The 22,906-nt window shown below is 61.4% G+C and carries 14 protein-coding genes, 1 tRNA gene and 1 pseudogene; 5 read left to right on the top strand and 11 right to left on the bottom strand.

Annotated elements, in window-relative coordinates:
• Window positions 1–64 precede the first annotated feature (64 nt).
• Window positions 65–1,278 (top strand): annotated as a pseudogene (locus BV034_RS06505) (IS110 family transposase).
• A gap of 430 nt (window positions 1,279–1,708) precedes the next feature.
• On the opposite strand, the gene BV034_RS06510 reads toward BV034_RS06505, so the two are convergent.
• From BV034_RS06510 to BV034_RS06545, 8 genes are all read right to left on the bottom strand, one after another.
• Window positions 1,709–2,494, bottom strand: coding sequence for a hypothetical protein (locus BV034_RS06510; protein ID WP_265592708.1), 786 nt, complete (start codon window positions 2,492–2,494; stop codon window positions 1,709–1,711).
• 22 nt (window positions 2,495–2,516) lie between these two features.
• The gene (locus BV034_RS35790) at window positions 2,517–2,858 is read right to left on the bottom strand and encodes a hypothetical protein (RefSeq protein WP_265592709.1); all 342 of its coding nucleotides are present in this window, start codon (window positions 2,856–2,858) and stop codon (window positions 2,517–2,519) included.
• A gap of 770 nt (window positions 2,859–3,628) precedes the next feature.
• Complete coding sequence (locus tag BV034_RS35795) at window positions 3,629–6,466, bottom strand: von Willebrand factor type A domain-containing protein (RefSeq protein WP_050025324.1); 2,838 nt, start codon at window positions 6,464–6,466, stop codon at window positions 3,629–3,631.
• A 28-nt stretch (window positions 6,467–6,494) separates the two neighbouring features.
• Window positions 6,495–7,010, bottom strand: a complete 516-nt coding sequence (locus BV034_RS06525; protein ID WP_265592710.1) for a sigma-70 family RNA polymerase sigma factor — start codon at window positions 7,008–7,010, stop codon at window positions 6,495–6,497.
• A 114-nt stretch (window positions 7,011–7,124) separates the two neighbouring features.
• Window positions 7,125–8,159 (bottom strand): PH domain-containing protein, encoded by a 1,035-nt coding sequence (locus tag BV034_RS06530; protein ID WP_050025327.1) that lies wholly within the window; start codon window positions 8,157–8,159, stop codon window positions 7,125–7,127.
• Between the two features lie 45 nt (window positions 8,160–8,204).
• Window positions 8,205–8,726 carry a YbjN domain-containing protein gene (locus BV034_RS06535; protein ID WP_050025329.1) on the bottom strand — a complete coding sequence of 174 codons (522 nt, stop codon included), beginning with the start codon at window positions 8,724–8,726 and terminating at the stop codon, window positions 8,205–8,207.
• A gap of 69 nt (window positions 8,727–8,795) precedes the next feature.
• A tRNA-Pro gene (locus BV034_RS06540) sits at window positions 8,796–8,872 on the bottom strand.
• 87 nt (window positions 8,873–8,959) lie between these two features.
• Complete coding sequence (locus BV034_RS06545) at window positions 8,960–9,772, bottom strand: DUF4339 domain-containing protein (RefSeq protein WP_050025331.1); 813 nt, start codon at window positions 9,770–9,772, stop codon at window positions 8,960–8,962.
• A gap of 153 nt (window positions 9,773–9,925) precedes the next feature.
• Here BV034_RS06545 and thrS point away from each other — a divergent pair, with 153 nt between their 5' ends.
• Window positions 9,926–11,884 carry a threonine--tRNA ligase gene (gene thrS / locus BV034_RS06550; protein ID WP_081887611.1) on the top strand — a complete coding sequence of 653 codons (1,959 nt, stop codon included), beginning with the start codon at window positions 9,926–9,928 and terminating at the stop codon, window positions 11,882–11,884.
• Between the two features lie 881 nt (window positions 11,885–12,765).
• Here the strand turns inward: thrS and BV034_RS06555 are convergent.
• Entirely contained in the window at window positions 12,766–14,358 is a 1,593-nt protein-coding gene (locus BV034_RS06555; RefSeq protein ID WP_050025334.1) for an excinuclease ABC subunit UvrC, read from the bottom strand.
• Window positions 14,359–14,485: 127 nt separating this feature from the next.
• Here BV034_RS06555 and BV034_RS06560 point away from each other — a divergent pair, with 127 nt between their 5' ends.
• Together BV034_RS06560 and BV034_RS06565 are read left to right on the top strand one after the other, a co-directional pair.
• Entirely contained in the window at window positions 14,486–14,893 is a 408-nt protein-coding gene (locus BV034_RS06560; protein ID WP_050025336.1) for a hypothetical protein, read from the top strand.
• A gap of 241 nt (window positions 14,894–15,134) precedes the next feature.
• The gene (locus BV034_RS06565; protein WP_050025338.1) at window positions 15,135–17,297 is read left to right on the top strand and encodes a TonB-dependent receptor; all 2,163 of its coding nucleotides are present in this window, start codon (window positions 15,135–15,137) and stop codon (window positions 17,295–17,297) included.
• 703 nt (window positions 17,298–18,000) lie between these two features.
• Here the strand turns inward: BV034_RS06565 and metF are convergent.
• Together metF and metE are read right to left on the bottom strand one after the other, a co-directional pair.
• On the bottom strand, window positions 18,001–18,903 hold the full coding sequence (metF, locus tag BV034_RS06570; protein ID WP_050025339.1) for a methylenetetrahydrofolate reductase [NAD(P)H]: 903 nt from the start codon (window positions 18,901–18,903) through the stop codon (window positions 18,001–18,003).
• A 125-nt stretch (window positions 18,904–19,028) separates the two neighbouring features.
• The gene (gene metE / locus BV034_RS06575; protein ID WP_050025341.1) at window positions 19,029–21,389 is read right to left on the bottom strand and encodes a 5-methyltetrahydropteroyltriglutamate--homocysteine S-methyltransferase; all 2,361 of its coding nucleotides are present in this window, start codon (window positions 21,387–21,389) and stop codon (window positions 19,029–19,031) included.
• 72 nt (window positions 21,390–21,461) lie between these two features.
• Between metE and BV034_RS06580 the strand changes: the two genes are divergently transcribed.
• The gene (locus BV034_RS06580) at window positions 21,462–22,397 is read left to right on the top strand and encodes a LysR family transcriptional regulator (RefSeq protein WP_050025343.1); all 936 of its coding nucleotides are present in this window, start codon (window positions 21,462–21,464) and stop codon (window positions 22,395–22,397) included.
• Window positions 22,398–22,906: the final 509 nt, after the last annotated feature.

Below are 22,906 nucleotides of genomic sequence, written 5' to 3' on the forward strand. Positions count from 1 at the left end.
GCGGGATCAGCAAACAACAGGCAACATGCCTGGTGCCACGCGAAAGGCACTGACCCACACCATCATGACTACCTATACTTTGCACACCCCCGTCCCTTGTCACGCTGCGATCTGCAAGGCCCTCAATCTTGCCGGCCAGGAACGCCGTGTCACCCTGGGCCTGGACCTGGAGCTAAACACTCCCGCCGGAGCCCTGATCGTCGCTGGAGGCCAACCGCTCAATCTGGGCAAGCATCCTCGCAGCCTCTGGGTTGAACTGGTTGGCTGGCTCATCAAGCAAGGCTGTGAAGTCCATTGCGTGCAGGAGGCTTGTGGCTTCGGCTGGGAGTTCCACCGTGAGTTGGAAGGGGCCGGAGCCGGCAGCATGGTGGTTGCTCCCCAGGAGCTCAGTGGCAAACGCAAGACCGACAAACGCGATGCCCGCATGCTGGCCTCCCTCTCTGGGACTATGTGAGCCGGGGCAACCGGGCCTGTCTGCGCCCGGTCAGGGTCCCCTCGGTGGAGAAGCAGCAGCAACGAGGGTATCACCGTCGCCGGTCTCAGGTGATCAAGATGCGTTGTCAGATTGCGGCTCAGGGGCGCAGCCTGTTGTGGGACCATGGCTGGTTGAAGCAACTCAAGAGCTGGTGGACGCCCAAGAACTGGGAGCAGCTCAGAGCCGATTTGCTCGCCGCTGGCTGCAGGTGGCTGGTGGGCATGATTGAGCCCATGCAGAAAATGTGCCTGCAATTGAACGGGTATGGCAACGAGCTTGAAAAGAAGGCCGTCAGCGAAGTCAAGCCGCCGAAGGCTGCCACCAGGAAGTCCGAATCTGGCTTGCCCTTGAATGCGGCCCAATCTCCCGCGGCGTCAGAGGCCGCCCCGACAGGCAAAGTTCGCCCCAAAGGACTGGGTGAACTCAGCTATGCCATTATCACTTCGGAAGTGGGTGACTGGAACCGGTTCAAGAACCGGGGTCAGCCCGGCTCCTTCATCGGCTGCTGCCCCAGTGAGTACAGCAGCGGAGAAAGTCAAAAGATGGGGGAGATTGACCGGATGGGCAGCTCGCGGATCCGCACGACGCTGGTGGAAGCGGCGTGGAGGATCTGCAGGCTCAATCCGAACTGGAGGGGGGTGAGGAAATATCCCGAGGAACTGGGGCCTGAGGCTACGGTCCGAGGAGCCAGGAAGCGCAAGGCCATCGTGGCATGCGCCCGGATGCTGATGATCGATCTTTGGAGATTGCATGTAGGTACGGCAACGTTGGAAGGCCTGGGCTTGGAGCCAGCCACCACCTGAGAGCCGCCCTGCTGAAACACTTTCAGTCGGAGAATCTGATCGACCCCTGGCTTGGTCGCCGCAAGGCTTAGCCCGCAGTAGTAGAATGATCGATTCCTGACTGATCCTTGGAGCCCGCAAGGGCGCGATGCACGGCCCTGAGGGCCTGTGCGGATAGGAGCATGAGAGCAGGAGTAAAGCTGCTCAACAGCGCGTGTCGTAGACCGGGCTGCATCAAGGATCAGACGACAGAAAGAATCACGACGAACCCTTCACCCTCAAAGAGCAGCAACGCCGAAGAAAACCGCAAGTCACCTCACAAACCAATTGACCCGCCTCATAGGAGCCAGGGGCCGGGCGAGTTTGACGAGCCCTGTCCCTTGAAAGTGTAAAGAGAGGATCGCACCCTGAAGGGGTGCCAGACAGTCATCACCACAGAGCTCGCGTCCCATTACTTCTCAACTTCCTTCCGAGTCGCCTTGGACGCCCGCTTTCCCTCCCACTTCTTCAATCCCTCCGACCTTTCCTCATCCCGTTTCGTCATATCTGCCTTGGGCGTGAACGAGAACACTTCCGGCTCCACCTTGTGCAGCGAGGAAAGCGCCACATCACAGACCCGCGGTGACTTGGGCCAGCCGTAAGCCACCATGCCGATGACGGGCGATGCATCCCCCAGGGCGCTGATCAGCAGCTGCAACGCCGTCTCTCTGCTCGCCTCATCCCGATGCACCAGAGAAGGCCCATCAGATCGGATCGGTCCGTGATTTTCTGCCGCCAGCATCTCGGGGAGACGTGTGATCACAGCGGCGCGTATTCCGGAAGGCAAAGCATCCCATCTCCCCTGCAACGCACGGAGCGCACTGGAGTCGCCACATCTGGCAAGGAAGCTGGCGTAGCCGCTCATTTCCGGATAGGAGCGCGCTGCGGCATGGGAACCAGGTAGTTTCTCGAACTCAACGAGTGCTGCCGGCAGGGCCTCCGGATGTTGCCGGTCCCAGAGTTTCTGAATGGCCAGGAGCTTTGAATCAGAGTTCGGCACCTGACGCAGCAGGTCCAGCAGAGTGTCGTCTACCAGATGATCACGGTTGATGCGGACCAGAGCTTCGGTCAGGTCGTCGAAGTAGGGTTGAGATTGAGTGTTACGAAGCCCGGCGACCAGTGCAGCCTCCAGAGAGCGAGGGTACTTGCTGTCGAGCACTTGTGCCAGTTCGCGGGGTGGCCAGTTTCCAGAAGACAAGGCATCCACCAAGGTCTTCTCCTCACCCTTCGCCTGGACCTCCTGCCACCAGTCGTTGAGCAGTTTGTTGTCGATAGGAGTGAGCCTGTCCCTGATGCTGCCGAATCTGAAGGGGCGCAGATTTCTGCCCGAGATCTTTCCGGCCAATGACAAATGCGGGAAAATAGTTACCTTTGCTCGGCTCACTGCCGATGTTCGTTCCATCCGGAATCCACACCTGCACCCAATTCGCCTCCTTGAGCTCGGGATATCCCAATGAGTTGAACCATTCAAAATCAGCCTTGGCCTCCGGGGAGAGCGGGGCTGCCGCAGCCGCGGCAAGGGCCAGCGCGTACAGGAACGAGGCGATGAGGAAGGGTTTCATGGCGGCCTGGAGAATACCGCAGACAGGGCAGAAGCGGCAAGGGGAGAGAAGGGGGCGCTCGGGTGTTCCTTCCCAGAGCGGCATGGCATTGCATGTCTAAAAAGCAAGGAAACAACTAATTCAGCAGTTGTTGGAGGTTGTTTTGTTCAAACTTTTTGCTCAGTACGTGCTACCCCCGTGAGCTGAGGCAAACTGATGTTTGAACTACGAGCAGGGCCTCGCTGGCATCATCAGGGGGGATGATGAACTTGCTCGTTTGATTGGGCCTATTGTGGCCGTTGTTGAAGGGTGTTGTTTGCTTAGGCGACTGAGCCGACTAAAGTCGGTACTCCAACCCCGGTGCGAAGGTTGCTTGGAGGTTGGAGAGGGGTTCGCGCTGTTGGGTGGGCATGGGGAATTTGAGCCGCGAGGTGGGTTTTTTCAGTTGATGAAGCGTTCGTGGCAGGGTTGGAGTTCCGCCTTCACGCGGTGTGTTGGAGGGGGGCGCGGGACGGTTCTAGGAGGTTGTGATGAGGGGCGTGTGGCGTGTTAATCGGGGGAGGGCGTTTTCTCCTCCGGCGACTGAGCCGCCTAAAGGCGGAACTCCAACCCCGGTGCGAAAGCGGTCTGGAGATTGAAGATGGTTTGGCGCTGTTGGCGTGATGGTCGTGTGCTGAATGCTGTCGTCAGACGCAGCCGCAAAAAAACCGGGGCGTCCTCGTGGAGAGAACGCCCCGGTCTGGGGTTGTTTATTTAGGGTGGGGTCTTTTGAAAGGGTGCGGACCGCTTGCTTACTGCGGACGGTCGGTGACAATGCCGCGGGCCTTGTCGATGAGTTGGAGGAACTCGCCGCGATAGCCCAGGTCATCGGAGCCTTTGCCCGCGAGGGCAAGCTGCCGGATTTGTTCCCAGGTGAGTTCGCCGGTGTGTTGGGAATTGCGGAGCATCATCCCAAATCCTGCGACGGACGCGGCGAATTTGAAGTCACCGGGGGCGTCGGCCATTTTCTTCTCCTTGTCCACCACGGGCACCTCCATCAACACGCTGGTGTCGGCAAGCGGTTGCTTGTAGCGGAGCTTTACGGTCATGGTTTCATTGCTGGCGGGGGCGGATTTGGCGGCTTCGGCAGGCATGGCTGCAGGGGCCGCCGGATTGTTGGCGTATTTGAGGTCATCCACCAGGGGGCGTCCGTCGGGGAACTTCACGTTGGAGGGAACGATCTCATAGAGGGCGGTGACGGTGTGGCCTTCGCCGATCTCGCCGGCATCCTTGCGGTCGTTGTTGAAGTCCTGCTTGGCCAGCACGCGATTCTCGTAGCCGAGGAGGCGGTAGGCCTGCACCTGGGCGGGGTTGAACTCCACCTGGATCTTCACGTCCTTGGCGATGGTCACGAGGGTGGCGTTCATCTGCTCCACCAGCACCTTGCGGGCCTCGCTGAGGCTGTCGATGTAGGCGTAGTTTCCGTTACCCTTGTCGGCCAGGGTCTCCATGGTGCGGTCCTTGAGGTTGCCGGTGCCGAAGCCCAGCACGCTGAGGAACACCCGGGACTTGGCCTTTTCCTCGATCAGCTTCTGCAGCTCCTCGGGGCTGCTGATGCCGACGTTGAAGTCGCCATCGGTGCACAGGATCACGCGGTTCACCCCTTCTTTCTGGAAGTGCTGTTGCGCCTGCTCGTAGGCCAGGCGGATGCCGCCGGCACCGTTGGTGGAGCCTCCCGCTCCCAGGCCGTCAATCGCCTCGATGATCCTGGACTTCTCCGTGCCTGCCGTGGAAGACAGGGTGACGGCGGTGGAGCCTGCATAAGTGACGATGGCGACGCGATCCTTCGTGGAAAGGCGCTCCGTGAGCATGCGCAGGGACTGCTTCACCAGGGGGAGTTTGTCGGGTTCGTCCATCGAACCTGACACATCCACCAGGAAGACAAAGTTGGCCGGGGCGCGCTCTTGCTGGTTCACACGACCTTTGATGGCGATGCGGGCCAGACGGTGCTCGGGTTTCCAGGGGGCCTCCGCCATGTCCACCTGCACGGCGAAGGGCTTGTCGTCTGCGGGAGGTTCGTAGGCATAGGGGAAATAATTGATGAGCTCCTCCAGGCGCACCGCGTCAGCAGGCGGGCGCTGGCCGCTGTTGAGGAAGCGGCGGACGTTGGCGTAGGAGGCCGTGTCCACATCGATGGAGAAGGTGGACAGAGGCTCCTGGGCCACGGCCTGGAAGGGGTTCTCGTAGATCGGGGTGTAGGTTTCGCCCGCGGAGGCACTTTCTCTCCGGCGGAGGGCCTCCGTGCCATCCTTATCCGGTGCCTCCAAGTACGAGCCTGCAAAGGCCCCGGCGGGTTTGCTCTTGTCAGTCTTCGTGAGATCTGTCCCCACGTAGAAGTTTGATCCTGCTGTGATCGTCACCCCTGATTGCGGCTGTGCACCTGCAGCAGGTTGGGCTGGCTGACGGGCTCTCAAGGAAGCTCCATCTGCCGGCATATCCAGTTGGGGGACGGCATCCAGCATGGCTGGCGCTGCTGCCAAAGGGTCCGGATTGGACGGTGCTGCGGGAGCGGCTGGTGCAGCTGCTGGTGCTGGTGAGGCACCCGCCGCCGCAACGCCGCCGGTGGTGCGGGTGGAGGGGACCATCTTGGCAAGAGGCTTGGCCGGAGCCGGGGCGGGGGCCTTGCTTGCGGTGGTGAGGGCTGGTGTGGCTGGCGTGGTTGGAGAGGATGAGGTTGGGGCGGCGGCGGCTGTCTGCTTGGCGCGCTCCATCGGATCCACGGGCATTTCGGAGAGCTGCGCTTCTTTGGCTTTGAAGGTGCGTGCCGGGGCCTGGGAATCCAGCATGTAGCCCGCAACGCCAGATGGCGGGGGGCTTGGGGCCACGGAGCCAGCGGATTCTGGCGCAGGCGCGGTATTGGCCTTCCACCCTCCTTTTTCAGACTGCTCCTTTTTACTTTCGACGGCCCCCAAGCCGCTGCCAGATCCAGCGCCTCTGCCACCCGTTGCGGGCTGAGGCGCGGAGATGGGAGCAGGAGGCGGGGTGGGGAGCGCCAAAGGCGCTGCCGGAACGTCGCCCAGGAGCGATTTCCTGCCCGCTCCCTCCGCATCGGTAGTACCCATGAACCGATCATCCTGGAGCTCGACCTTGTCAGCGACGCTGGATGAGCGCGCCTCCGCGGGGAGCGTGCGGTTCTTCTGCTTCACGGCTGACTCCAAGTCTTTGAGCGCCGGTTCCGCACGCGTCACCGTGATTTCCTCGGACGCATTGGACCGGGCGGCCGCTTCAGGCATGTCCTGCTTGCGCTCAATGAGCACACCACTGGGGACCAGCAGTGTCAGAGCCAGGCCCGCAGCGATGGCGGTGGAAATGAACTCGGCCCGCTTCCAGAAGGGAGGGCGCACGACTTTGCGAGGTGTGTTGAGGAACGCCTTGAGCACCTGATTGCGTTGATCGCCGGTCAGTTCCTCTTGCTCGGGTGCGGATTGACCGGTGTGTTCCCCCACCTGCTCCTTGAGGAGGCTGCAAAAGACCTTCATGGCTTCGGCTTCCTCACGCAGGGCGGGGTCCAGGGTCATCTGCTGCTCCAGAGCTGCCCGTTCGTCCGGAGGCAGTTCATTGAGCGCGTAGGCAGTGAGTTTTTCGTTCATGGCTGGAAAAGGGTGGTGAAGGTTCGCCTCAGGCATTCAGGGCGAGCCAGCGTTCGCGGAGGTTGGCCACTCCGAGGTGGATGAGGGTTCCGACGTTTCCGACGCTGGTCTTGAGAGCCTCGCTGATCTCCTTGTAGCTGAGATCTGCTTCAAATTTGAGCCGGACGGCCTCCCGTTGCTTCTCGGGAAGCTGGTGGAGCCACTGGCGCAACTGCTGCGCCAGCTCCTTCTGCTCCAGCTCTGCAGAGGGCATTGGAGTGTTGGAGGATTCCTGGTCGAGAACTTCGAGGTCCATGGGAACAAGACGTTGATGTTTGCGCTGGTGGTCCAGAGCGCGGTTGCGGCAGACCGTGAAGAGCCACGGGGCCAGGCGCTCGCGATCCAGCGTGGCCAGCGACTGGCTCAGCTTGATGAAGACATCCTGGGCGATGTCGCGAGCCTGGTTGATCTCTCCCACGATGCCAAACGCATAGCGAATGACGGGGCGCTCGTAACGTTCGAGCGCGGCGAGGAGGAACGCATGATCAGGGTCACGTTGGCTCATGAGATGTTCAGGGGGCATGACGGCAGGGCGGACCGGATCTTGGAAAATAACGAAAACATTCTTTTCGCGGTCTCCGGAGGGGATCCGCGGGCGCAGAGTTCGTGGAGAGACGCGCTAGCCCTGGAGCTGGCGGACGAGCTGCTTGATGTCATGCGGACGACGCACGTCCTTGAAGCGCACCTCCGCACCAGGGCTGGCGGAAGAGTCGAAGTCCACATTGCCGATGCCAAGGAGGGCTGCGTAACTTTTTTGCCGCACATCGATGGCGCGAATGTCGGCGATGCGCACCTCCTTCGAATTCCTGCCCACCAGCCCAAACTCCATTTCCACGCGCCGGGTGGTCACGAAGTAGGTCGTGGTGGTGCGGTCCAGAGAGACGAAAACCAGGATGAGCGCGGCGATGGAGCCGAGGAGGACGATCCACTCCAGCCCGTACTGCTGGGTGAAGCAGAAGGCCGCACCGCCCAGGCAGGCAAAGGAAACCGCCAGAGATTTGGGATAGGCGAACCAGCTGGGGTGACCCAGGAAGAGAATCTCCTCGCCACCCCGGGAGGGCAGGGTGGGGCCCGCCGGGGCCGCAAACTCGTCCGTCTGCAGCGAAGGCGGGATCGGCAGGATCGGGACAGGGGGAGACAGACGGGGTTCTAGGAAAATGTCCTCCGGCTCGTCATCCAGATCGGCCGGGCGCTGAGACAGAGGCTGAGGTTGGGGCTGCCGGCTGACCGGGCGGGAGTAGGAAAAGAGATCGCGCTGATCAAGGTCCTCATCTTCATCCTCGCTGTCCTCGACGGGAGGCTCGTCATCGAAGCCATCGTCCCCTTCATCGTCGTCGTCCCGTTCATCCACGTCTTTGTGAATCCGTACGTTCTGGGGCGGCAGAGATCGGGTGAGGGGCGTGTCCGCGCGGAATTCCTGTTTGAGAGGGGGGCGCGGCCGGGAGCCAGTGGTGGTCTGCGTCGGTGTCCCGGTCACATCGGGATAGGGGGCTGCGAGCAAGTCACCCAGCAGATGTCCCAGACCCGTCTCATCATCCACCACGATCTCGCTGCGGCTGAGCTCCCCGCTCTGGAGCATGGCACGGAGATCCGCCTTGCTATAGACTTCCGTCAGAGCCGGGTGGTCTGGGAGGAAGTAGCGGGGCTGGCTCATGGCGGGTTGGGTGGAGCAACCATTACCCTTTTTTGAGCCCTAAAATCAAGCCTGCAAAGGCTTCTCTTCATCCTCATCTTCTTCTGGCACCACGGGCAGCAGGTCCTCCCGACGGAGGAGCTGTTGCAGATCCAGCAGGGGAAGCATGGCCGCTGTGGATTTGCAGAGCTCCGCAAGGTACGGCGTCAGGCGGTCCATCTCGGCGATGGAGTTGTGCACCAGATTGATGATGATGCTCTCATCGTAGCGGTGCTTGGAGAACACCTGCCCCTGGCGGAAGACGACGGTGCCCTGATCCCAGTCGAGTTCGAAGTTGCCCAGATTCAGGTCGCGGTTCACGCGCATGAGCAGCTCTGCCGCCCGGCTCTTGTGCGTATGGGGCACGTTGATGGAGGCTGTGGCCACCACGCCCAGCACGTGCATTTCGCCATAGCTCTGCACGTGGACCGGCACTTTTGTGTGGTACGCCTCGAAGTTGGATTCCACCACCTCCATCTCTGAAACTTCCCGGTAGGCCCAGCCCTTGTTTTTGAAGGCAGTCAGGACAGTAGCGTGGAGTGCGGACATGGACTGGGCAGAGAATTGAGGAGGGGGCTCAACTCTGCCATGAATACGGCACCCAAGATCAAAAAGAAATGGTCGGGGCGAGAGGATTCGAACCTCCGGCCTCGTGGTCCCAAACCACGCGCTCTACCAGGCTAAGCTACGCCCCGAAAAAGTTGAGGGCGGATTCTCGGTCAGGATTGAGGAACGTCAAGTATTAGACTGAAATCCTGCAAATAAAACCACCCTGGGGCATTTCAGCCCTGACCACGCCACTGGGGCAGGCTGTCGAGCACCGGGCGACCTGCCTTGGCGAGCCAGGCGTGCGTCTTGTCGATTTTCTTGGCCGCGACGGTCGAGGCAAGGGCCGCCCACAGGAGACAGGCCAGGAGCAAGGTCGCCCCGGAGATGGCAAGAACCCCGGTCATGCTGGGATCGGTGGCTCCGGCGGCGATGCCCGCGCACAGGAGCCCAAAGCCGATGACGGCCCCTGTCCAGGCGAGCGTCAGCTTGCGGTTTCGGGCGCGGTTGCAGTCCCGACAGAGGGGAATGCCCACCTTGGTCGTCTTGCGCACGCAGAGGGCGATCAACACGTACACCAGGAGACCTGGGAGGATGGCGATGTAAACCAACGGATGGTGCCAGGAGAGGGTTTTCTTCACCGTCTTGACCGGCGGGGCCGCGCATTTGAAGCACTTGTCTGGCAGCGGCGTGTCCTTCATGACGACCATCTGCTTCCCGTCCTGCCAGGGCCCGGCTCCCAGGGTGACGCCCTGGCGGAGCTTGTCGATCACGGTCGGCTTGCAGGCGGGGCACACCTCGACGTTGTCGATCCGCATCAGTTCAGACGCAGGATAGAACCGGTTGCACTCCGCGCACGAGGCTACGGGGCCATTGGACCGGGCGATCTGATCATCGGGCCATACGTCGGCCGCTTGCTGCCAGTCCGTCCAGCCGGATTTCCAGACCCGGGTGGTGCTGGAGATCTCTCCGCTGGCTCTCATCGCGTGCAATTGAGCTTCGCTCACGGGACCTGCCGAGCTGCCATCCTTTTCATAATGCCAATCCATGGGGTCCTTAAGCAAAAAAGACGCGGTCACGCAAACGAATCCGCGAGCCCGTGAGATTGCCGGCCACCTTCACCAGAGCGGTGGAGCACAAATCTGGCGCTCCAGCTTGATGATTCCCCGTGATGCGCGAAACTGGCCGACTTCCTCAATTTTATGTCAGCCGAACGCAAGACCCTCGAAGAACGCGCCCAGATGTCCGACCTGGAGCGCCTGCGTCACTCCTGCGCTCACATCATGGCGACAGCCATCCTGCGGATCTGGCCCGACGCGCAGTTTGCCTACGGTCCGCCGGTGGAGAGCGGGTTCTACTACGACTTCGCCCTCAAGCATCGCATCACTCCGGACGACTTCGAGAAGATCGAAGCGGAGATGAAGAAGATCGCGAAGGAGAACCAGAAGTTCGAGAAGCGCGTGCTCTCCCGTGAGGAAGCCATCGCCTTGGCTGAGAGCGGCCGTTTGGGCGGGCTCAGTGAGCGTCCCGGCAATGCGTCCCAGTTCAAGCTCGACCTCATTGCCAAAATTCCGGAAGGGGAGGAAATCTCCTGCTACCAGAACGGCGAGTTCCTGGATCTGTGTGCCGGGCCTCACGTGAACTACACTTCCAAGTGCAAGAACGTGAAGCTCATGTCCATCGCCAGCGCCTACTACATGGGCGATGAGACCAAGCCGCAGCTTCAGCGCCTCTATGGCACCGCTTTCCCCTCCAGCGAAGAGCTGGCCAAGCATCTGGAGCAGCTGGAAGAAGCGAAGAAGCGCGACCACCGCAAGCTGGGCCGCGAGCTCCAGCTCTTTGCCATCGACGAGAAAGTGGGCCAGGGCCTCATCTTGTGGCTGCCCAAGGGCGCGATCATCCGCCAGGAGTTGCAGAACTTCATCGGCGAGGAGCTGCGCAAGCAGGGCTACCAGCAGGTCTTCACCCCGCACATCGGCAAGCTGGAGCTGTACAAGACCAGCGGCCATTTCCCCTACTACAAGGAGAGCCAGTTCAGCCCCGTGGTGGAGAATGACGAGCTCGCCAAGGCGGCCGATTGCGGCTGCTCCTGCGCCGAGGTCATGGCCCGCCTGGAAGGTGTGTCCAAGAAGCTGCGCGAGGAAATCAACTCCCGCACCGGTCAGGACACCATCACTGCCGACCGCGTGGTGCCGGACGAAGATCTCATGGACGGTTTCCTCCTGAAACCCATGAACTGCCCGCATCACATCCGCATCTACGCGCAGAGCCCGAAGAGCTATCGCGATCTGCCGGTGCGTCTGGCAGAGTTCGGCACCGTGTATCGTTGGGAGCAGAGCGGCGAGCTGGGTGGCCTCACCCGGGTTCGTGGTTTCACCCAGGATGATGCGCACCTCTTCTGCACGGAAGACCAGGTGGAGCAGGAGATCATGGGCTGCCTCAGCCTGGTGAAGACCGTGCTCACCACCCTGGGCATGTCAGACTACCGTGTGCGTGTGGGTCTGCGTGATCCGGACAGCAACAAGTACACCGGCACCTCAGAGAGCTGGGACAAGGCTGAAGCCTCCTGCCGCAAGGCTGCGAGCACCCTCGGCGTCCCCTTTACCGAGGAGCCCGGCGAAGCCGCCTTCTACGGCCCGAAGATCGACTTCGTGGTCAAGGATGTGATCGGCCGCGAGTGGCAGCTCGGCACCGTGCAGGTGGACTATAACAACCCTGTGCGCTTTGACCTCACCTACATCGGTGCGGACAATGCCGCCCACCGCCCGGTGATGATCCACCGTGCGCCGTTCGGCAGCATGGAGCGCTTCACCGGCGTGCTCATCGAGCACTTCGCCGGTCACTTCCCCGTCTGGCTCGCTCCTGAGCAGGTGCGCGTGCTGACTGTGAGTGAGAAGAGCGATGCCTTCGCCAACGAGGTCCTCAACGAGCTCAAGGCCAAGGGTGTCCGCGTGGTGCTGGACCAGTCCTCCGACAAGATCGGTGCCAAGATCCGCAACGCGCAGATCGACAAGATTCCCTACATGCTCGTGATCGGCGAGAAGGAGGCCAACAGCGGTGCCGTGGCCGTGCGTCATTCCAAGAAGGGTGACCTCGGCGTGAAGGCGCTGGGCGAGTTCGTGACCGGCCTTCAGAAAGAGATCGCGGAGCGGAAGTTGTAGGAAGTTTCCAACTTCAAGTTTTCAGTTTTCAGTTTTCAGGTTTAGGAAACCCCGGTTGGAAGACCGGGGTTTCTTGTTTGTGGGTGCGGCTTGATGAAAGTAGAAGAGCCGTCCCGGCTCTTGGGAGCGCTGGGTGATGTGGGAGCAAGAATCGCTGGGGTGCAGGAAGCTGGGGGGGCTGTTCGGAGTGGCTTTGGCCTGCCTGCGTCAACAGCAGCTTCAGCGCCGCTCCCTCTGCCATTGCACCTCCAAAGCCGGCGGTAGTTGTCGACGTGAGGAGAACCGACCAACCGCGCGCGTTTTGGGGTGGCTGCCAAGGAACCAGCTCTGGCAGGTCAATCTAATCCCCGAAGGGGATTTCTAGCACAGCCCAGCGGTTGGACGAGCCTTAAGCGAGTCAACCCTGGGTACCTCCGGAGACGTTGATCAGGTGGGAAGGCCGACAGCATCCGCTTTCTCCCCTCCGCCATCAACACCTCCACGTCAGGCGGATACGATGTCGTGCGTTGACTGACGTTCGCGGCAAGATGCCGCGAACAGCACGCAGGATGCGTGCGCTCCCCAAGCTGCCCGGGCACAGACCATTTGAGGACTGTCAGACCGTGCGTTCCTCAGGTTCCTTGGCAGGCACAAAATTTCCCCGTCTATCACGCTGTGGCAGGAAAGAGGACCAAAGGGCCAAGGTCTGCGCTGGAGCGGGAGCGAGTCGCTGGGTATGCGGAAGACCGTTGCGTGAATCACGTCGCAGACGCTTCAGTTAGTGCCTCCTCACGTCGACAACTACGACCGTCGGAGGTCGCGCCTTGGCAGAGGGTATGACTCCACTGGCCATTGCCGCCGTCGTCAGCCTGTGCGCTGTCGCGATGTTGGAATCGTCACACTCAACCCCGTTCCCTCAAGAACCGCTCAATCTCCTCGGCGAGTCCCTTGCCGATTCCTTGAACCTTGGCGATCTCTTCCACGGTCGCCTTGCGCAGGCGCGTCACGGAGCCGAAGTGGCGTAGCAAGTTGGCCTTCCTCGTCTGGCTCACGCCCGGGCAGTCATCGAGGATGCTTTCCTCGACCCGGCGGCCGAGCAGCAGCTGGTGATAACCGTTGGCCCAGCGGTGGGCTTCATCGCGGATGCGTTGCAGCAGCTTCAGGGCACCGCGATCGTGCGGGATCAGCAGCGGCTGTTCCACATCGGGGCGGTACACTTCCTCGTTCTCCTTGGCCAGTCCGATGATGGGCACCTCATGAAGGCCCAGGCGTTGGAGCTCCTTCGTGGCAGAGGAAAGCTGGCCCTTGCCGCCGTCCACGATGATGAGGTTGGGCAGGGTGACAAATTTCGGACTCACGCCCTTGGGCTTTTCTTCCTCCAGCCGGCGCATGGCTTCCAGCGGGTTTTCCTGGGAGGCATCGGCGGCGTCTTCACCCAGTGCGGCCCGTCCTTCCAGCAGAATGCGGGAGTAGCGTCGGCGCACCACCTCGCTCATGGCAGCGAAGTCGTTCTGCCCGCTGACGATGCGGATGCGGTAGCGACGGTAGTTGGCGTTGTCCGGCGCTCCGTTTTTGAAGCGGACCATGCTGGCCACGCAGTGGGCGGTGCCGATGTTGGCGATGTCAAAGCACTCCATCACCAGCGGAGGTTCGTCCAAGCCCAGGTACTCCTGCAGCTCGGCCACATCGCTCATGGGATCGATGGTGCTGGAGATACGGGTGCGGGCACCGCGCTCGAAGGTGCGTGTGGGGCGCAGGGTCTTCTTGAAGTCCTCGATCATGTCGCGCAGCTCAGCAGCCTTCTCGAAGTCGAGCCGGGCTGCCGCCTTCTTCATCTCCTCCTCCAGGGCAGTGACGAGGTCCCGCGATTTGCCTTCGAGGAATTCACAGGCGCGATCAATGCGGGCGCGGTACTCCTCCTGCGTCACCCGGCCGATGCAGGGGGCGGAGCACTTCTTGATGATGTCGTTGTTGCAGTGCTTGTAGTCGTCTTCGTCCGGATTCAGGGGGCGGCAGACGCGCAGACCGAACTCCCGGTTCATCCAGTTCAAGGTGGTGCGCAGTGCTCCCGAGTGGGCAAAGGGCCCGAAGTAGCGGGCGCCGTCGTCCTTCTTCAAGCGCGTGAGAGTGAAGCGGGGGAACGGCTCCGCCATCTGCACCTTCACCAGGAGGAAGCGCTTGTCGTCGCGGAAGCTGATGTTGTACTTGGGGCGGAAGTCCTTGATGAGGCGGCCTTCAAGAAGGAGGGCCTCCGGCTCATTCCGCACAAGCTGGGTTTCAAAGTCCCAGATGCTGTCGATGAGCGCCCGCGTTTTGAGATCCGCCTTCCGCGCCCGGGAGGGCATGAAGTAGCTGCTCAGGCGCTTGCGCAGGTCGCGGGCCTTGCCCACGTAGATCACCCGGTTCAGGCGATCGCGCATGACGTAGATACCCGGCAGGTGGGGCACGTCATGGAGCCTGGCATTGAGGTCGGGTTTCTCGCGGGAAAAAGACATGGAAGAACCGATAATCTAGCGTGGGCAGCCACCCGGCGGCAAATTGAGATTGCACTCTGAAGCTGGGTGGAGGAAAATCCGCCCGCTTGATGGGCGGCTGGCTCCGCTCACCTCCAAGGTACGTTTCATGGCCCCCCTTCGTCCCAGCATCCGGCATCTTTATCTGCTCGCGCTGTTTCAGCTCGTGGGTGGGCCGCTGGTCATTCTGGCGGTGGTCTTCTTCAGCCGGATGGTGGTTCACCAGGCTGCGGAGCATGGCTTGACGGTCGGAGTCGTGAAGGCCAGCCAGAGCGCGGAATGGCAGAAGGTGGCCTCTGCCCTGAGCGGAGCTGCCTACGGTCACCCTTCCTCCGGGCAGAAAGATCCGGTGCCTGTCGTCAAAGATCCCGGCGGCAAATTGATCGGCCTGGTGTGGGAGGGCGTCACCCTCCCAGAGGAGCAACCCGTTCCCTGCGAAGGTCCGCATCTCTGGGTGCGAACCCTGACCTCGGCCTGGCCTCATGCGCCGCCCCTGCCACCGCCACGATGCGTGTGAGCTCCTACCGGTGAACCCTCGGCAACCGGTGCCTTTTTGCTGAATGCCGCCTCCCGCTGTGGAGGAGGCTGAACGGTGCGTGACTGCGCCCTGCCCACGTGAACTGAACGGGCGGGCTCCACGACCCCAGGCAGCGAAGCATCCTGCTGACCGACGGTGAATCGGATCCTCGTGCCCCGGTCAGCCCCGCCCCTGTGAAGGCGGAAGCTCCCATGACAGAACGAATTCTACCTGTTTTTCCATGTCACTTTCAAAACGCTCCCGATTTGTTATCGCTTCATCCTTCGTGGCGGCTGTTGCCGCTCCTCTAGCAGCGCAGGAAACCGCCACCGAACTCGACGCCGTCACGGTAGTCGGGAAGGCGGATGACCTCTTGGGCACCGCACCGGCGGCTTCCGAAGGTCATGCCAGTTCAGAAGATCTGTTGAGCCGCCCGATCCTGCGCCGGGGTGAGATCCTGGAAACCATCCCTGGTCTCATCATCACCCAGCATGCTGGTGGCGGGAAGGCCAACCAGTACTTCCTCCGCGGCTACAATCTCGACCACGGCACCGACTTCGCCACCAGTCTGGACGGGATGCCCCTGAACATGCGCACCCACGCTCACGGCCAGGGCTACACTGACCTCAACGGCGTGATCCCGGAACTGGTGGAGCGTCTTGACTATGTGAAAGGCACCTACACCGCCGCCAATGGAGATCTCTCTACGGCAGGCAGTGCCAACTTCCTCCTCTTCAAACATCTGGAGCGCAACCAGGCCACCTTTGAGATCGGAGAGGACAACTACTACCGCGGCCTCATCGCCGGCTCCATCCGCCTGGATTCACCCGTGGCCCCCGCCGATGGCGTGGTGGTGAGTGCCAAGAACGCAGGCAAAAACGTTCAGCCGGTGGCTCCTGCAGACCCCGGCGTGACGGAGAGCCTCACCTATGCGCTGGAATACAACACCTACGATGGCCCCTGGGTGCTCCCGGAGGACTTCGAGCGCTGGAATGGCCTGCTGCGTTATTTCAAAGGCGATGAGGACAACTGGTTCACCGCCACGCTCATGGGCTACCATGGTGAGTGGAACTCCAGCGACCAGATTCCAGAGCGGGCCGTCAAGGACGGCCGGATTGACCGGTTTGGCACCGTGGATCCGACGACGGGTGGCCACTCCCAACGCTACAGCTTGAACCTTGCCTTCCAGACGACGGACGGCGATGTCGTCACCACGGGGAATGTGTACGGCATCCACTATGATCTGGACCTGTACTCGAGCTTTACTTATTTCCTCGACTATCCGGATCACGGCGATCAGTTTCAGCAGAAGGAGAAGCGATGGGTGATCGGCGGCAATCTGGCCCGCACGTGGAAGAACCAGGAGTTCTTCGGCACTCCGGCGGACTACACCCTCGGCTTTCAGACGCGGCATGATCTGATCGACCCCATCGGCCTCTACCGCACGGAGGCGCGCCGGCGCTTTGCCACCGTGCGCGAGGATGAGGTGTATGAGAGCAGCTACAGCGTGTATGCTGACAGCACTGCCCGCTGGACGGACTGGTTTCGCACGAACATCGGCGTGCGCGGGGATGTGTTCTACTTCGACACCTCACAGAGCACCCTGGCCGCCAATGAAGGCTCTGAGTGGGACGGCATCGTGAGCCCGAAGTTCAGCGCCATCTTTGGCCCGTGGAAGGAGACGGAGCTCTATCTCAACTATGGGATGGGCTTCCACAGCAACGACGCGCGTGGCGTGAACACCGTGGTTGATCCCAACAGCGGCGATCGCGTGGACAAGGTGGACCCGCTGGTCCGCACGATGGGGGCAGAGATCGGGGTGCGCACCCAGGTGGTGCCGCACCTCACCAGCACGCTGGCCCTTTTCTGGCTGGAGAGCGATAGTGAGCTCGTGTACATCGGCGATGCCGGTGCCAACGAGGCCGGTCCTGGCTCCCGGCGGTATGGCATTGAGTTCGCCAACTACTGGCGTCCGGTGCACTGGTTTAGTCTGGATGCGGAGTTCGCGATCACTCACGCGCGCTTCACAGACTCTGGCAATGAGGACCACATCCCGGGGAGCATCCCCTTCATGTTCAGCGGCGGGATGACGCTCGGTGCGCATGCGGAAGACGAAGGTTTCTTCGCCACCCTGCGGGCGCGCGCCTTTGACCGCCGTCCTCTCATTGAGGACAACAGCGTGAAGGGCAAGTCCAGCTTCCTGGTGAATGCCGGCGTGGGCTATCGCAAGGCCAACTGGGAGGCGGCGGTGGAGTGTCTCAACCTCTTCGACCGGGATGACAACGACATCGAGTACTACTACACCAGCCGTCTGCAGAACGAGAGGCCGGAAGGGTATGATGACGTGCATCTGCACCCCACGGAGCCCAGGACGTTCCGGTTGAGGGTGACGTATCGGTTCTAGGAGTCAGTGAAGGGGAAACTTCAAATGCCAAACTTCAAACTCCAAACTCCAATGATCGGTGTGGTTGGAGTTTGGCATTGGGGTGGCGGGGTCTCCGGCCCCGCGGTCTGTTGGGTGGGCGGAGCGGAAAGAGGATCGTGGGACGATTGGTGCGTGAGCCGGTTGGGACAACCGGACTACGCCCGTAGCGACCTCATATGGTCAGAACTCAAGTCTTGAGTCTTTTGTCTTCTAGTCTTGTGTCTCCCGCGCAGCGGGTAGGGGTCTCCGGCCCCGCGGTCTGTTGGGTGGGCGGAGAGGGAAGGGGGCCAAGGGCCTAATGGGGCCAGGGATGGGGGTGATGAAGTGTTTGCCTTGAACCCGGAGGGTTCGCCAACCGTAGCCATGGGTCGGCCGAGTGTAGCGAGGCCTACCCATGGAAACAGGCCGGGTTGCTCTACCGCGGAGCGGTAGGCCTGAGGGGCCAATCGACTGTAGCGGCTTCCATCGCAGCGCCTGTCACCGGTCTGGCAACGCTATGGGCCTACCACTCCGTGGTAGCAGTACACACTTCCATTCCAGGGGCAGGCCTCGCCAGACTCGGCCGGCCCCTGGCTATTCGTGGTGAACCCTCAGGGTTCGATGCAAATACTGTGACACCAGGGGCGGCGTTTCAGGATTGGCATCTATCCAATATCCAAATCCAAATTCAAAAATCGCCATCTCACCCCCGCAGTCGCCCAAGCCGCTTGAGGATCTCCAATATCGGTACGGCCTGATTCAGCGTGTAGAGGTGGATGCCGGCTACTCCCTGGTGGATCAGCTCGGAGCACTGCTCGGTGGCGTGGTGCAGCCCCACCTCGAGCACCGCTGCAGGATCGTCCTGCACCTGGAGCAGGGCTCTTTGCAACCTGGCCGGGACCCGGGCGCCGCCCGCCAGCTCCGCCATGCGTCTCAATCCACTGAGGCTGGTGACGGGCAGGATGCCGGCTAGAATGGGGACCCGGATGCCTGCCAGTTCACACCGTTCGCGGAAGTCGTGGAAGTCGCGGTTGTCGAAAAAGAGCTGCGTGCAGATGTAGTCGGCCCCGGCGTCGATCTTGGCTTTGAGATGGTCCATCTCCAGCAGCCGGTTTGGAGTGCCGGGATGACCTTCTGGAAAGCCTGCGACGCCAATGCCGAACCCTCGTTTGTCGGGGTGAGTGCCGCTTTGGTTGAAGTTCTGAATGTGCCGCACCAGATCGACACATTGCACGCAGTAGTCCTGGCTGTGATCGTAGTTGGGGAGGTTGCGCGGGGCATCCCCTCGCAGCGCCAGGATGTTGCTGATGCCCTGTGCGGCATAGTGCCCCAGGAGGCTGTCTATTTCCTCGCGCTGATGATTCACGCAGGTGAAGTGCGGGATGGGGGGCAGCGTGGTGGTGCGCTTGACGTGCTCCACGAGTTGCATCGTGGCATGGCGCGTGGAGCCGCCTGCCCCGTAGGTGATGCTCAGGAAGTCAGGCTTGCAGGCGCTGAGTTGCGAGATGGTGTCGTTCAATCGATCACGCCCCTCCGTGGTGTTGGGGGGGAAGAACTCGAATGACAGCGACGGTCTGGAGGCCTGGAGGATGTCGCGGATATGCATGATAGGCAGGGAGGTGAGAGATTCAGTGGAGAACGGGCCGCCAGCAGGAGTGAGGAAGAGAGGGACACGATGAGACCGTGGAGGGGAGTTGCCTTTCCTCCACGGTCTGCGGGGTGGGGGCAGGCTTAGACGGTGGCAGGCTTGGCAGCGCGCAACGTCCGGGCGGCGGCCACCATGTGGATGAGGGAAGGCTTCACTTCCTCCCAGCCGCGGGTCTTCAATCCGCAATCCGGATTCACCCAGAGATTGCGACGGGGCAGCACGGCCTCGGCCTTGCTCATGAGGCGCACCATCTCCTCCTCGGTTGGTACGCGCGGGGAGTGGATGTCATAGACGCCGGGCCCGATTTCGTTGGGATACTGGAAACCAACGAACGCGTCCAGCAGCTCCATGTTGGAGCGGGAGGTCTCGATGGTGATGACATCGGCATCCATGTCAGCGATGGCCTTGATAATGTCATTGAACTCCGAGTAGCACATGTGCGTGTGGATCTGGGTGTCATCCTTCACGCCGCTGGCGCTGAGGCGGAAGCCTTTGACCGCCCAGTCGAGGTAGTGCTCCCAGTCATTGCGACGCAGGGGAAGCCCCTCGCGAATCGCGGGTTCGTCGATCTGGATTGCGGCGATGCCGGATTTCTCCAGGTCCACCACTTCGTCCCGGATGGCGAGGCCGATCTGGTGAGTGGTCACCGAGCGCGGCTGGTCATCGCGCACAAAGCTCCACTGCAGGATGGTCACCGGGCCGGTGAGCATGCCCTTCATGGGGCGCTTGGTGAGAGACTGTGCATACTCAGACCAGTAAGTGGTCATGGGCTTCGGACGGCTCACATCACCAAAGATGATCGGCGGCTTCACATAGCGGCTGCCGTAGCTCTGCACCCAGCCGTTGCTGGTGAAGGCGAATCCTTCGAGGTTCTCACCGAAGTATTCCACCATGTCATTGCGCTCGAACTCGCCATGCACCGGCATGTCGATGCCGATCTCATCCTGCCACGCCACGCACTTGGCCGTTTCTTCCTTGAGGAACTTGTCATAAGCCTCGTCGCTCAGCTCGCCCTTCTTCCACTGGGCGCGCGCCTTGCGCACCTCGGCAGTCTGGGGGAAGGAGCCAATCGTTGTGGTGGGGAACTCGGGCAACTGCAGCTTGGCCGCCTGCTGCTGCTGACGTGCTGGGAAGGCGGAGGCACGCTCGTAGTCGGAGGCCTGCACCGCGGCCAGGCGGGACTTCACCGCGTCGTTGTGGATGCGCGTGCTGGACTTGCGGGAAGCGGCGGCGGCCTTGTTGGCAGCCAGTTTGTCGATCGCTCCGGTGCCGTCCAGGAGTTGGCGCAGGTCCACCACTTCGGCGAGTTTCTGGTCGGCGAATGCGAGCCAGTTCTTCAGTTCATCATCCAGCTTGGGTTCGTTCGTCAGCGTGACGGGGGAGTGCATGAGCGAGCAGGACGGTGCCACCCACAGGCGGTCTGCACCCACTGCAGCCCTGGCCTTTTCAAGCACCTCAAGCGAGGCGTCGTAGTTGTTCTTCCAGATGTTGCGGCCTTCCACGATGCCCACGGAGAGGATCTTGTCCTGCGGGAACTTGGCCAGCACGGCGTCGATGTCCTCCGCGCCGCGCACGAAGTCAAAGTGCAATGCATCCACCGGGAGGGCGAGGTAGGCGCCCAGATTGCCGCGCACCCCGCCGAAGTAGGTGGTGACGATCAATTTGGCGGCACCTTTGGCCTTGGAGAGGCGCTCGTAGCTGCTCTTCAGTGCGGCGAGTTGTTTTTCCGTGAGATCGAGGGAGAACACGGGCTCATCGAGCTGGATCCACTGCGCGCCGGCTGCGGCCAGCTGGCTGATGACCTGCTCATAAACCCCAAGCAGATCGTCCAGCAGCGTGAACTGGTCGAAGTCGGGATGGTTGGCGTCTTGAACCTTGCCGAGGGAGAGGTAGGTCACCGGCCCCACCAGCACCGGCTTGGCATTGAGCCCGAGCGCTTTTGCTTCCGCGAACTCATCAAACACCTTGGTGCTGCTCAGGGTGAACTTCGTATCCGCCTGAAACTCAGGCACGATGTAGTGGTAGTTCGTGTCGAACCATTTGGTCATCTCACTGGCGTAGGTGGAGACGCCCTTGCTGCCGCAGCCGCAATCACTGCCGTGCGCATGAGCCACGGGGGACGCGCCCCCCTGGGTACCTCGGGCCACGGTGAACACGGTGTTCGCATCCGTCTGACCGCCCTGCCACTGGAATCGCGGCGGCACATTGCCCACGAGGCAGCTCAGGTCGAGCGTCTGGTCGTAGAAGGAGAAATCGTTGACCGGAATCAGGTCGATCCCTGCCGCCTGTTGTTTCTTCCAGTTGGTCTCACGCAGCTTCTTGCCGGTGGCCAGCAGCTCGTCCAGAGCCAGCTTGCCCTTCCAGTAGGCCTCGGTGGCCTTCTTCAGTTCACGTTGCTCCCCGATGCGCGGGTAGCCGAGGGTATGTGTTTTGATCGCAGTCATGAATCGGAAGCATTCATCTGTCTTGCGATTTCATCCAATTCATTGTATTGAGGTTTCACATTCATCTGATTTATGATTTCCGGAACCTCGTCCACCCTGGAGTTTCGTCATCTCCGCACCATCTCGGCCATTGTGGACACGCACAGCCTGTCCAAGGCGGCGGAGCGTCTGCACCTCAGCCAGCCTGCCGTGTCGCACCAGGTCCGGGTGATGGAGGAGCTCTGCGGTCTGCCGCTCTTTGAGCGCAAGACCATGCCGGTGAAGCTCACGCCTGCCGGACAGCGGCTGCTGGAACTGGCCCGCTCTGTGGAGCAGCAGATGGCCGAGACTGAGCGCGATCTGGCCAGGATCGCCGGTGGCAGCACGGGCCAACTCCGGATCGCCGTGGAGTGCCATTCATGCTTCGACTGGCTGATGCCGTCCATGGACGCCTTTCGTGAGCGCTGGCCGGAAGTGGAGCAGGATCTGGTTTCAGGGTTTCACGCTGATCCGATCGGCCTGCTTCATGAGGACCGGGCAGATTTGGTGATCGTCTCCCATGCCATCAAGCGGCCTCACACGGCCTATCATCCGCTGTTCCGGTATGAAGTTTCCGCTTTGCTGGCCAAGGAGCATCCGCTGACCAGGAAGCCGTTTCTCACGGCCAAGGACTTTGCGAAAGAGACGCTCGTGACCTATCCCATCCCGGATGATCGCATTGATGTGATGCGGGAGGTGCTGATCCCCGCACGGATCGATCCCGCCAAGCGTCGCGCCACCGAGTTAACGGTCGCTATTCTACAACTGGTGGCCAGTCGTCGAGGCATCGCTGCGATGCCCCGCTGGGCCATCCAGCCCTTCTTGGATCGCGAGTACGTCGTGGCCCGGCCCATTGGCAAGAACGGCCTGCAGAGCGCCCTGTACGCTGCCACGACGGACTCCCTGGCCAAGGTCGCGTGGATGTCAGACTTCCAGCAGATCATGCGGCGGGTGAGCTTTGCCTCGTTGCAGGGCATCAAGGCGTTCTGAGAGAAGAGGCCAGACTGCCAGACCTGAGGGGGAGGGGCGCTGGGTTGCGACACCATCGACACCCTTTTTGGAGTTTTTGCGAAAATCGTTCATTTCTTCGTATTGTGCATATAGTGTTGGTAGTGAGATACTTGTGATGCAAAAAGGAGGTGTTGTCAGTTGTTGTGAGTACGAGTAGGGTCAGGGTAGTTGAGTGGATGGTCTTCACTTGGCCAAGGTGCGGGTGATACCCTGAGAACCTGTTTGGATAAAAACATCTGGGTGTGGCAGGATAAATTAAGGGATTAAGATAAGAGAGGCTTCGCCGAGGCTGAGATCTACCCCTCCGGGTTGCGGTCCTTTTGAGCCTGGACGGCGTTGCTCATCGGTTGTGAATCTCGATTCACGCCCTCTTCGCGCCTTGTCCAGACTCAAAATGCCCCGCAACACACCCAGCGTTTTTATCCAAACAGGTTCTGAGACCCCGGTGCTCCCGCCTTGGGGGGAAATCCGCAGTGGTCGGGGCTGGG

Source organism: Verrucomicrobium sp. BvORR034 (assembly GCF_000739635.1).
GTDB lineage: Bacteria > Verrucomicrobiota > Verrucomicrobiia > Verrucomicrobiales > Verrucomicrobiaceae > Verrucomicrobium.